This window comes from Pontibacter rufus, from assembly GCF_015694705.1.
GTDB classification, from domain to species: domain Bacteria; phylum Bacteroidota; class Bacteroidia; order Cytophagales; family Hymenobacteraceae; genus Pontibacter; species Pontibacter rufus.
Genome location: NZ_JADQDR010000010.1, coordinates 66,314 through 78,548, shown reverse-complemented (window position 1 = coordinate 78,548; position 12,235 = coordinate 66,314). Strand labels below are relative to the sequence as shown.

Genomic DNA, 12,235 nt, shown 5'->3' with positions numbered 1-12,235 from the left:
ATAAATTTTTAGAACTGTGTGCGCATCCTTTTTCCTGGTCCTGATTTACGTCATTATTATTCTCCCGCTGCCGCCGGGCTGAAAGCGCTGTGTTCATACCTTTGGGTATGGAAGCCTTTCAGAGCCCGGTGCGCTGAAAGGCTTTTTTGTTTTTGCTGGCTTATGTTAGATTAAGCCAGCCACCTGTTTCCGGGCGGCAATATGTAACCGGCCAGGTGCTCAAAGAGGCATTTACATTGTAGCTGGCTTTAAATCATGCAACATCCTTAGATACTGTATAGTATTCAGGTATAACTTATTGTTTATAAGGTATTTATACTTTAAATGTCGGGTTTTAGAAATAGTAGACAAGTATAAGATGCATTTTAACGGCAAGTATGGAGGATCGAAATTGCAGGCAGATACAAAGAATTAAAAGTAAATACGTGATAATCCTGGCGGGTTTTCAGCATGACGGCCCGCTATATAAAAGGCATTTTCTTAAACCTGCCGGTTTGATTTCCCGGCGCGACTAACAACCTTTTATACTTTTACTTTCATCATACTTAAAAAATAATCCTGATGGCATTAAACAAGTTTAGCCGCCGCTACACACAAGACGATAGCCTGCCGGCAGCACAAGCCATGCTGATTGGCTCTGGTATAGCGGAGGAAGACCTTAAAAAACCTTTTGTGGGCATCTGCTCTACCGGTTACGACGGCAACACCTGCAACATGCACCTGAACCGGCTGGCTGATGAGGTAAAAGAAGGCGTGAACAAACTGGGTATGGTGGGGCTGCGCTTCAACACGATTGGCGTAAGCGATGGCATCACCAACGGAACAGCAGGTATGCGCTACTCACTGGTATCCCGCGAAATAATTGCCGATTCCATCGAGACTATCACGGCTGCCCACGGCTACGATGCCCTGGCCTGCGTGGTAGGTTGCGATAAAAACATGCCCGGTTCGCTGATGGCGATGGCACGGCTCAACAGGCCATCGCTGATGGTGTATGGCGGGACCATCAAAGGCGGAGATTTTAAAGGGCAGAAACTGAATATCGTCTCCTGTTTCGAAGCGTTTGGTCAGAAGCTCAATGGTCACCTGTCAGAAGAAGATTTCCGGGGCATTATCCGGAATGCCTGCCCGGGGCCAGGCGCCTGCGGCGGTATGTATACAGCCAACACCATGGCCGCTGCCGCTGAAGCTTTGGGTATGTCCATTCCTTTCTCATCTTCCGCGCTGGCTGTCAGCCAGGCCAAAGAAGAAGAATGTCTGAGCACCGGCGCCTACCTGCTGCGCCTGCTGGAAAAAGACATCAAGCCAAGCGATATACTGGTGCGGGAAGCTTTTGAGAACGCGATGGTGCTGATAACGGTGCTGGGCGGCTCTACCAATGCTGTGATACATTTGCTGGCCATTGCGCATGCTGCAGGGGTTAAACTTTCTATTGATGATTTCCAGGAGGTGAGCAACCGGGTGCCCGTGCTCGCGGATTTAAAGCCGAGCGGCAAGTACCTGATGGAAGACTTGTCGGCGCTGGATGGTGTGCCTGCTGTAATGAAAACCCTGCTGCAGGAAGGGCTCATCACCGGCGATTTGCTGACCGTAACGGGCAAAACCATTGCCGAAAACCTGGCGCATATAAAGCCTTTGGGAGCAGAGCAGGATCTGATAAGACCATTCTCTAATCCAATCAAAGCAGACGGACATATCCAAGTATTGTATGGCAACCTGGCACCTGCCGGTGGTGTGGCCAAAATTACCGGGAAAGAAGGGCTGAAGTTTGAAGGGCCGGCTGTGGTGTTTGACTCAGAAGAAGAAGTAAACGAAGGTATAAGCCTCGGCAAAATAAAACCAGGCCATGTGGTGGTTATCCGCTACGTGGGCCCGAAAGGCGGGCCGGGAATGCCCGAGATGCTGAAACCTACTTCTGCCATTATTGGCGCAGGGCTGGGCGACAAAGTAGCGCTGATTACGGACGGGCGGTTCTCGGGTGGCACACACGGCTTTGTGATTGGCCACGTCAGCCCCGAAGCGTATGATGGCGGCCCCATCGCGTTGGTAGAAGACGGCGATATTATCACGCTGGATGCGGCGGCCAATACCATACACCTGCAGGTGGACGATGCCTTGCTGAACCTTCGCCGGGACAAGTGGAAACGACCGGAGTCAAACGTGCAGGGCGGCGTGCTCCTCAAGTACAGGAGATCGGTGACCAATGCAAGTAACGGATGTATAACAGATTTAGAAGAAGCTTATGCTAACGCAAGAGAAACAAGCGCCGGCGTTGCTTGAGGCAACAAAGACGATAGCAGGAAGTGAAGCCATTATGCTCGGGCTGCTGCAGGAGGGGGTAGATACCATCTTCGGTTACCCCGGCGGTGCCATTATGCCTATTTACGATGCTTTATATGATTACCGGGAGCAATTGCACCACGTGCTGGTGCGGCATGAGCAGGGCGGTATACATGCCGCGCAGGGCTATGCCCGCTCTTCCGGTAAGACGGGCGTGGTGTTTGCCACCAGCGGTCCCGGTGCCACCAACCTTATCACGGGCCTCGCGGATGCGATGATCGACAGTACGCCGCTGGTGTGTATAACCGGGCAGGTATTTGCGCATTTGCTGGGCACCGATGCTTTTCAGGAGGCGGATGTTATCAGTATATCCGCACCCGTTACCAAGTGGAACTACCAGGTAACGGAGGCTGACGAATTACCTGAAGCACTGGCCAAAGCATTCTATATTGCCAAAAGCGGCCGGCCTGGCCCGGTGCTGCTGGACATCACCAAAAACGCCCAGCTTCAGAAATTTGATTTTGCAGGGTATGTTCCTTGCCAGCATATCCGCAGTTACCGTCCCAAGCCTATTGTCCGGAAAGAATACATCCGCGAGGCTGCGGAGCTCATCAATAACGCCCAACGGCCCTTCGTGCTGTGGGGCCAGGGCGTTATGTTGGGTTCTGCCGAGCAGGAATTCAAGGCCTTTATTGAAAAAAGCGGCATTCCTGCTGCCTGGACCATTATGGGTGCGGGCGCACTGCCCAGCGATCACCCGCTGAACGTGGGTATGCTGGGCATGCACGGCAACTATGGCCCCAATGTGCTGACAAATGAGTGTGACGTGCTGATAGCCATCGGTATGCGCTTCGACGATAGGGTAACCGGGCGGCTGGACAAGTATGCCAGGCAGGCGAAAGTAATTCACCTCGACATCGACCCTTCAGAAATAGATAAGAATGTTCAGACCACCGTGCCGGTTTGGGGAGATTGCAAAGAAACCCTGCCGCTGCTGACGGAAGTGATAAAAGAGAAGCATTATCCGGAGTGGTTGCAAAAATTCCATACCTATCGTGATACGGAAGTGGCGGAGCTTATCCGGGATGAGCTATACCCGACCAGCGGCGAGTTGACGATGGGAGAAGTGGTGCAGCAACTGAATGAACTCACCAACGGAGATGCTATCATTGTGACGGATGTGGGGCAGCACCAGATGGTAGCCTGCCGTTATGCCAAACTCAACCAAACACGTAGCAATATCACCAGCGGCGGCCTGGGCACAATGGGCTTTGCCCTGCCTGCGGCCATTGGGGCCAAGTATGGCGCCCCTGACAGAACCGTGGTGGCTGTTATCGGCGATGGCGGTTTTCAGATGACATTGCAGGAACTGGGAACCATTATGCAAAGCGGAGTGGATGTAAAGATACTCATTCTTAACAACCGCTTCCTGGGTATGGTAAGGCAATGGCAGGAGCTTTTCAATGAGCGGCGCTATTCATTTGTGGATATCACCAGCCCCGATTTTGTAAAAGTGGCAGATGGCTACGGCATTCCGGGCAAGCAGATTACGGAGAGAGACATGCTGAAAGATGCTTTGCAGGAAATGCTCTCTCACAAAGGATCTTTCCTGCTGGAGGTGATGGTAGCCAAGGAAAACAACGTTTTCCCGATGGTACCGCAGGGATGCAGTGTAAGTGAAATCAGGTTGAAATAAGCGAAGTATAAAGTATGAGCAATCCACAGCAAATCGACAGGCAGGAGTATAACATTACGGTTTATACAGAGAATCACGTGGGCCTGCTGAACCGCATCGCCACCATTTTCTCCAGAAGGAAAATGAACATCGAAAGCCTGAACACCTCGCCATCAGAAATTGAGGGGATTCACCGTTTTAATATTGTGATTCATGAATCCGAAGAAGTGGTTCGCAAGCTTGTGAAGCAAATCGAGAAGCAGGTAGAAGTACTCAAGGCTTACTACAATACCAACCAGGATGTAATCTGGCAGGAGATGGCGCTGTATAAAGTGCCTACAGATGTGATTGCAGAAAAAGCCTTGGTAGAGCGTTTGCTGCGGGAGAACGGTGCGCGCGCCGTGGTAATCCGGAAAGACTATACGGTATTTGAGACAACCGGTCACCGTGAAGAAACCGACAACCTGATCAAAGTACTACAGCCTTACGGCCTGATTGAGTTTGTGCGCAGTGCCCGGATTGCCATCATCAAAGACAGCGAAGGCTTTAACCGGAAACTGCGCGAGTTTGAACGGGCGGAACCAGGCGAGGAGGTCGTTGAAAATGAATTCCTCAACAGCCGCGACAATGTTTTCACAATGTAACGAGATGGGAAGAGGCATTTAGACAAGGGATAATTTGACAAATTAAGTGTAGCAAATTATTAAAGACTTAAAGCATACATACTTTACCATCCTATTATTTATTTATCAAAAATTAAAAATCAATTAACTTAAATCAGCTAAATAAAATGGCAACTATCAATTTTGGAGGAGTAGACGAAACAGTTATCACACGCGACGAATTTCCGCTTTCTAAGGCACAGGAAATGCTGAAAGACGAAGTTATTGCGGTGATTGGCTACGGCGTACAGGGGCCCGGCCAGGCTCTTAACATGCGCGACAACGGCTTTAACGTAATCGTAGGCCAGCGCAAGGATTCTCCTTCCTGGGACAGAGCTTTGCAGGATGGCTGGGTAGAGGGCGAAACATTGTTTTCGATTGAGGAAGCGGCAGAGCGCGGTACTATCATCGCTAACCTGTTGTCGGATGCCGGGCAGATTGCCTTGTGGCCAACTATCAAAGAAAGGCTGACGGCTGGTAAAACACTATACTTTTCACACGGGTTTGGCATTACTTTTAAAGAGCATACCAGCATTGTGCCGCCTGCTGATGTAGACGTGATTCTGGTTGCTCCCAAAGGAAGCGGTACCAGCCTTCGCCGTTTGTTTGTGAGCGGTGGCGGACTGAACTCCTCTTTCGCCGTGTACCAGGATGCTACCGGTCATGCTTATGAAAAAGCTATCGCGATGGGTATAGGCGTAGGTTCCGGTTACCTGTTCGAAACTGACTTTAAAAAAGAAGTATACAGCGATTTAACAGGCGAACGTGGTGTGCTGATGGGCGCCCTGGCAGGCATAATCGAAGCGCAGTACCAGGTATTGCGCGAGCGCGGCCATTCGCCCTCAGAAGCATTTAACGAGACTGTGGAAGAACTGACCCAAAGCCTGGTGCCGCTGGTGGCCGAAAATGGCATGGACTGGATGTTCTCCAACTGCTCCGTAACTGCGCAGCGTGGCGCTTTGGATTGGAAAGGCAGATTTAAAGACGCGACCGTGCCGGTATTGGAAGAACTGTACGACAGCGTGGCCTCTGGCAAAGAAGCAGAACGTACCATTCAGCGTGGCTCAACGCCGGGGTATAGAAAAGAATTGGAAGCAGAACTGAAAGAACTGCGCGAATCAGAATTGTGGCAAACAGGCGCTACTGTGCGTAAACTGCGCTCTGTAGCAAAATAATAAACAGTATGGATAAAGATATAGTCGACTCAGGTACAGTCGTTTCTCTGGAGAAAGTAGAGCAGGCGGCCAGGAACCTCAAAGGCGTCATCAACAAAACGCCGCTGCTGCAAAACCACTGGCTCTCGCAACGCTACGACGCCCAGGTATACCTGAAGCGTGAGGATCTGCAGGTGGTGCGCTCTTACAAGATCAGGGGTGCGTACAATAAAATGTGTACGCTGCCACGGCTGGAAGGAGGACGGGAAATCGTATGCTCCAGCGCCGGGAACCATGCCCAGGGCGTAGCTTACGCCTGCCAGTTGCTGGGCCTGAAAGGCTATATCTTTATGCCATCCAATACACCGGCGCAAAAAGTAAACAAAGTGCACCTGTTCGGCAAGGACATGGTGGAAGTAGTGCTGACCGGCAAAACCTACGATGACACCTTTAATGCAGCCAAGGCGTTTTCGGATGAGCGGGGCAGTACCTTTATACCGCCTTTCGATGACCTGGCTGTAGTAGAAGGCCAGGCGACGGTAGGGCTGGAAATACTAAAGTCTGCTAACTTCTCCATTGATTACCTTTTCATGCCCATCGGCGGCGGCGGACTGGCTTCGGGGGTATCCAGCGTATTTAAGCAGCTGAGCCCGCATACGAAGTTAATTGGCGTGCAGCCTGCAGGCGCGCCGTCTATGTATAACTCGCTGAAAGCGCAAAAACGCATTGCACTGGACACAATTGACAGTTTTGTGGATGGTGCGGCCGTAAAATGCCCGGGTGAGCTAACGTTTGAGATCTGCCGCGAACTGCTCGATGATATAGTATTGGTTCCGGAAGGACAGGTATGCGAGGACATCCTGAAGATGTATAACGAGGAAGGCGTGGTGCTGGAACCGGCCGGCACGCTGTCGGTATCTGTTCTTAAATCCTATGCAGAAGAGATAAAGGGCAAAAACGTAGTATGCGTTATCAGCGGCAGCAACAACGACATCACGCGCATGGAGGACATCAAGGAGCGCGCCATGCAGCACCAGGGGCTCAAGCATTACTTTATGGTTACTTTCAACCAGAACCCGGGCGCCCTACGGACCTTCGTTAACCTGGTACTTCATCCGGACGATGATATCATCCATTTTCAGTACATCAAGAAAAATAACAAAGAAAAAGGCCCTGTATTTATAGGTATAGAAGTAAAGGAGCCCCAGAATGCAGAAGTCATCAAGCGCAGAATGACCGAGGAGGGATTTGCCTATGAGTATTTAAATGGCAAGAGTGATTTTCTGAACTTGTTCGTGTAAATCATACCTGCGCCTTGCTGCATACAAGTATAGCCGGGCCACTAAAGAAGTATAAAACAAAAGTCAGCTTAAAGTATAAGATCGGGTAGAACTGATTTTATACTTTAAACTGACTTCTGCTTTTTAAGACTGCAAAACTGGTAACAATGGTTAAAGCGGAATTACAGGAGCTTCAAAGCTTTTAAATCAAATCTGCAGGTATAACACAGGAGGTACGGCCTAGTGGAAGTATAAGGTAACTGCGTGTTTTTGAACCTATTTGTCTGTTTATTATATTTAGGGTTCTATACTAATCCAATTTATTCTTTATGAAAAAGAAGTTATGGGCCTTGCTGGCCTTCTGCTGTGCAGGCAGCCTAGTGGCGCAGGCCGAAACGCCGAAATGGCTGGTCACCCCGGCTATTTCTCCTGACGGGCAGACGATCGTCTTCAGCTTTAAAGGCGATTTGTACCGCATACCTGCCGCAGGAGGGGCCGCTACGCCGCTTACCATGCACGAAGGTTACGAATACATGCCTGTCTGGTCGAAAGATGGGAAGCAAATAGCCTTTGCCTCAGATAGGTATGGCAACTTTGATGTATTCGTAATGCCGGCTACGGGCGGTGAGGCTAAGCGCCTGACTTTCAACTCCAGCAGCGATTTGCCTTCAGACTTCTCGGCAGATAACAGCAAAGTAATTTTTACGGCTGCCCGCCTGGATGCTGCTTCCAATGCCATGTTTCCTTCCGGAACGTTTCCGGAACTGTATAGTGTGCCCGTAACAGGCGGCAAAAACACGATGGTGCTTACCACGCCCGCCGAGGCTGCCCGCTACAATACGTCCGGCGACCTGCTAGTGTACCAGGACCGTAAAGGTTACGAAAATGCTTTCCGCAAGCATCATGTATCTTCCGTAGCACGCGATTTGTGGGTTTACAATGCCAAAACAAAGCAGCACACCAAACTCACCGCCAATGCCGGCGAAGATCGTAATCCTGTGTTTGGCCCGGGCGAACAGGAGGTCTATTACCTGAGCGAGCAGCCCAACGAAACTTTTAATATCCGCAGGATGAACCTGCAGAACCCGAAAGAAAGTGTAGCCATAACTAATTTCACCAAGCACCCGGTGCGCAACCTGAGCAGTTCCCGCAACGGTGTGCTCACCTTTACCTACAACGGCGAAATATATACTTTAAAGCCGGATGCACAGCCGCAGAAATTAGCTGTTGAGCTTTACACCGATATTCGCTCTAACCCGGATCAGATAATTCCTGTTTCTGGTGGCATGACGGAAATGGAAGTGTCGCCGAATGGCAAGGAAGTGGTATTTGTGAATCGTGGCGAAGTGTTTGTTTCTTCTGTAGAAGGCGGCATTACCAAGCGCATTACCAACACGCCGGAGCAGGAGCGCTCTGTCAGCTTCAGCCCCGATGGTCGTAAAATCCTGTATGCCGGAGAGCGCGACGGCAGCTGGAATATCTATGAAACCAGCATTGCGCGCAACTCGGAGCCATACTTTTATGCCGCTACCTTGCTCAGGGAACAGCCCGTTATAGCAACCGGCGCAGAGGAATTTCAGCCGGCTTACTCGCCTGACGGCAAAGAGGTGGCTTATCTGCAGGATCGTGTGGTACTGAAAGTGGTGAACAAAGCCTCAAAGCAGGTGCGCACCATCATGGCCGACAATAACAATTATTCTTATTCAGACGGAGATCAGTATTATACATGGTCACCTGATGGCAAATGGTTTTTGGTACAGTTCAACCCGCCGAAGCAGTGGATAGATGAAGTCGGGCTGGTGTCTGCCAGCGGCAAGGGCAAAGTGATGAACCTGACGCTGAGCGGGTATGATGAGTCGCAGCCACAATGGATGATGGGCGGCAAAATGATCACCTACTTCTCGAACCGCGATGGCCTGAAAGGAAACGGCAACAACTCGGGACAGGATGATGTGTACGCCCTTTTCACCACGCAGGAGGCCTTCGACCGCTTTAAGCTGAACAAAGAAGACTTTACGCTGCTGGAAGACATAGAAAAGCGGGAAGCTGATGCGCTGGCAGCAGCGGCCGGGGAATCGAAATCAAAGAACAAGAAAGACAAAAAGCCTGAAACAGTAACCCCGCCGGAAATGGCAATTGAGCTGGAAGACCTGCCCGATAGAAAGGTGCGCCTGACGGTAAATTCTTCTGACTTATCGGATGCGGTGGTTTCTCCGAAAGGCGATAAGCTTTTTTACCTGAGCCGCTTTGAAAAAGGTTACGATTTGTGGGTAACCAACCTGCGCGACAATGAAACCAAACTGCTGACCAAATTAGGAACGCGCGGCGGCGACATGGTGATGTCGCAGGATGGCAAGTTTTTATTTATACTGGCAGAAGGCCGCATTGTAAAGCTGGATGCGGAGAGCGGCAAGCAGGAAAATATAAAAGTGGATGGCGAGATGAACCTGCAGGCCGCAGCCGAGCGCGCTTATATGTATGATCATGTGGTGCGTGAAATGAAGGAGAAATTTTATGTAACAGATTTGCATGGTGTTGACTGGAAATCCTATACGGATAATTACAGCCAGTTTTTGCCATACATCGCCAACAACTACGATTTTTCTGATTTACTGAGCGAGCTCCTGGGCGAACTGAATGCATCGCATACAGGCGGCCGTTACAGCCCCAAACAACCCAACGCAGATGCAACAGCCTCGCTGGGCTTGTTCTACGACGAACAATTTACCGGGCCCGGCCTAAAAGTGGAAGAGGTCATCAACATGAGCCCCTTTGATCGCGCCAGTTCTAAAGTGAAACCGGGTACGATAGTAGAGAAAATTGATGGGTTGATGATAGGCGACAACACCAATTTTGATCAGATCATGAACCGCAAGGCGGATAAGTATACGCTGGTATCGCTGTACGATGAAAAGACAGGCAAGCGGTGGGATGAAACCGTTAAGCCAATTACCACCAGCGAACTGAATGAACTGCTGTACCAGCGCTGGGTAGACAACCGCCGCAAAGAAGTGGAGCGCCTGTCCGGCGGCCGCATCGGGTATGTGCACGTGCGGGGCATGAATGATGCCAGCTACCGTACCGTGTACGAAGAGGCGCTGGGTAAAAGTGGTGGCAAAGAAGCCCTGGTGGTAGATACGCGCTCAAATGGCGGCGGCAACCTGCACGACGACCTAATAACGTTCCTGAACAGCAAGCAATACGCCGAGTTTGTTCCGCGCGGACAGAATCTCAGCGACGAGCCGCGCAATAAGTGGAACCGGCCTTCTATTGTTGTGATGAACGAGAGCAACTACTCGGACGCGCATATCTTCCCGACGCTTTATAAAGAGCTCGGCATCGGTAAAACGGTGGGCATGCCTGTAGCTGGTACCGGCAGCTTTGTATGGTGGGAAACGCTCATTGATCCAACCATGGTCTTCGGAATTCCGCAGATAGGTTACCGCACCAGTGCCGGTGGTAAGTTCCTGGAGAATAACCAGCTGGAGCCTGATTATTTAATAGCCAACGATCCGGCCCTGGTGGCGCAGGGCCGCGACCAGCAACTGGAGAAAGCCGTGGAAGTGCTTTTAAAGGAGCTGCCTAAAAAGTAGTTAAGCTATATTCCGACAAGTATAAAAACAAGAAGCCCCGTCATCAGGCGGGGCTTCTTGTTTTTATACTTGTCAACGGCTGCTTTCAATGGAAGAAAAGATAGGCTATCAGAATGGCAGCAACAATACCTGCCAGATCTGCTATCAGGCCGCAGATAAGCGCATACCTGGTATTACGGATGCCAACAGAGCCAAAATAAACGGCCAGAATGTAAAAAGTGGTTTCTGTGGAGCCCTGAATGGTTGATGCCAGCCGTCCTACAAAGGAATCTACGCCATAGGTGGTCATGGCTTCTACCATCATGCCGCGGGCACCACTGCCGCTCAGAGGTTTCATAAAAGCAACCGGCAGGGCAGGTACAAAATCCGTATTCAGCCCCAGCACGCCAAAAATGTAGCCCAAACCATCTACCAGCAAGCCCAGGGCGCCCGACTCCCGGAACACACCAATGGCCACAAGTATGGCTACGAGGTATGGAATAATGGTGATGGCTACCGAAAACCCTTCTTTAGCTCCTTCAATAAAAGCCTCATACACATTCACCTTCCTGATCACAGCCAGCCCGATAAAGGAGATGATGATACCGAAAAGAATAACATTGCTGGCAACAGAAGAAATCGTGCTTATCTGCTCCTGGCTGATGGTGCTGAAATAGTAAATAAGGGCGGCAATCAGCAGCACCAGCGTGCCCAGATAGGCCATGATAACGGGGTTGAAGAGGTTAATGCGCTGGTAAAGCGAAACCGCTATCAGCCCCGATATGGTAGAGAAAAAAGTGGCCAGCAGGATAGGTATAAAAATATCTGAAGGATCGGCGGCGCCCAGCTGCGCCCGGAACACCATGATGCTGATGGGGATAATCGTGAGGCCGGAGGTGTTGAGCACCAGGAACATGATCTGCGCATTGGAAGCGGTGTCTTTATCAGGATTGAGTTCCTGCATCTCTTTCATGGCTTTCAGGCCCAGGGGGGTAGCTGCATTGTCCAGGCCCAGCATGTTGGCCGAAAAATTCATGAGAATAGACCCGAAAACCGGATGATTTTTGGGTATCTCTGGGAACAGACGATTAAAGAAAGGACCTACCAGCCTGGCAAAAACAGCAATGATGCCGCCGCGCTCTCCCACTTTCATTAAACCCAGCCAAAGCGTCATCACACCCGTCAGGCCGAGCGAGATTTCAAAGCCCAGCTTGGCATTGTCGAATGTGCTGGCAACAAGCTTCTGAAAGATCTCAATATCATGAAAAACAATGAGGCGGAACAGGGCAATACAAAAGGCAATAAGAAAAAAAGCTACCCACAGATAATTTAAAACCATGCAGCAAAGGTCGGGTTAGTAAGGATGAGCCTGTAAGTTACAAAACCATCTTAAAAAACAAGTGCAATCAGTGGTTTCTGAGGATTATTAAAGGCGTTTGCTACATTAGCATTTACAGGCAGAAAGTATGACGCTGCTGTTTTAAGTATAAGTATAGATCCAGCATCAAGTTTATACTTTTTGTCATCCTGAAAAGAACTTGGCAGCAGGGCGTTAAGCCTTTAATGATGTATAGATAAGCTTTTGCAACTTGCTTACAAGATCCTGCCAGGA

At 50.2% G+C, this 12,235-nt stretch carries 7 protein-coding genes; 6 read left to right on the top strand and 1 reads right to left on the bottom strand.

What is annotated here, in order from left to right:
• Nucleotides 1–561: 561 nt before the first annotated feature.
• The 6 genes from ilvD (at nucleotide 562) to I2I11_RS16490 (ending at nucleotide 10,644) form a co-directional block, all read left to right on the top strand.
• A complete protein-coding gene (gene ilvD, locus I2I11_RS16515; RefSeq protein WP_196268847.1) occupies nucleotides 562–2,280 on the top strand; it encodes a dihydroxy-acid dehydratase in 1,719 nt (572 codons plus the stop codon).
• Complete coding sequence (gene ilvB, locus I2I11_RS16510; RefSeq protein ID WP_196268846.1) at nucleotides 2,243–3,976, top strand: biosynthetic-type acetolactate synthase large subunit; 1,734 nt, start codon at nucleotides 2,243–2,245, stop codon at nucleotides 3,974–3,976. Before ilvD ends, ilvB begins: the two co-directional genes overlap by 38 nt.
• A gap of 14 nt (nucleotides 3,977–3,990) precedes the next feature.
• The gene (gene ilvN / locus I2I11_RS16505; RefSeq protein WP_196268845.1) at nucleotides 3,991–4,599 is read left to right on the top strand and encodes an acetolactate synthase small subunit; all 609 of its coding nucleotides are present in this window, start codon (nucleotides 3,991–3,993) and stop codon (nucleotides 4,597–4,599) included.
• A gap of 146 nt (nucleotides 4,600–4,745) precedes the next feature.
• Nucleotides 4,746–5,792, top strand: a complete 1,047-nt coding sequence (gene ilvC / locus I2I11_RS16500; RefSeq protein ID WP_196268844.1) for a ketol-acid reductoisomerase — start codon at nucleotides 4,746–4,748, stop codon at nucleotides 5,790–5,792.
• Between the two features lie 8 nt (nucleotides 5,793–5,800).
• The gene (ilvA, locus tag I2I11_RS16495) at nucleotides 5,801–7,072 is read left to right on the top strand and encodes a threonine ammonia-lyase IlvA (RefSeq protein ID WP_196268843.1); all 1,272 of its coding nucleotides are present in this window, start codon (nucleotides 5,801–5,803) and stop codon (nucleotides 7,070–7,072) included.
• 308 nt (nucleotides 7,073–7,380) lie between these two features.
• Nucleotides 7,381–10,644, top strand: coding sequence for a S41 family peptidase (locus I2I11_RS16490; RefSeq protein WP_196268842.1), 3,264 nt, complete (start codon nucleotides 7,381–7,383; stop codon nucleotides 10,642–10,644).
• Between the two features lie 85 nt (nucleotides 10,645–10,729).
• Here I2I11_RS16490 and I2I11_RS16485 read toward each other — a convergent pair whose 3' ends face one another.
• Entirely contained in the window at nucleotides 10,730–11,962 is a 1,233-nt protein-coding gene (locus I2I11_RS16485) for a nucleoside recognition domain-containing protein (protein ID WP_196268841.1), read from the bottom strand.
• Nucleotides 11,963–12,235: the final 273 nt, after the last annotated feature.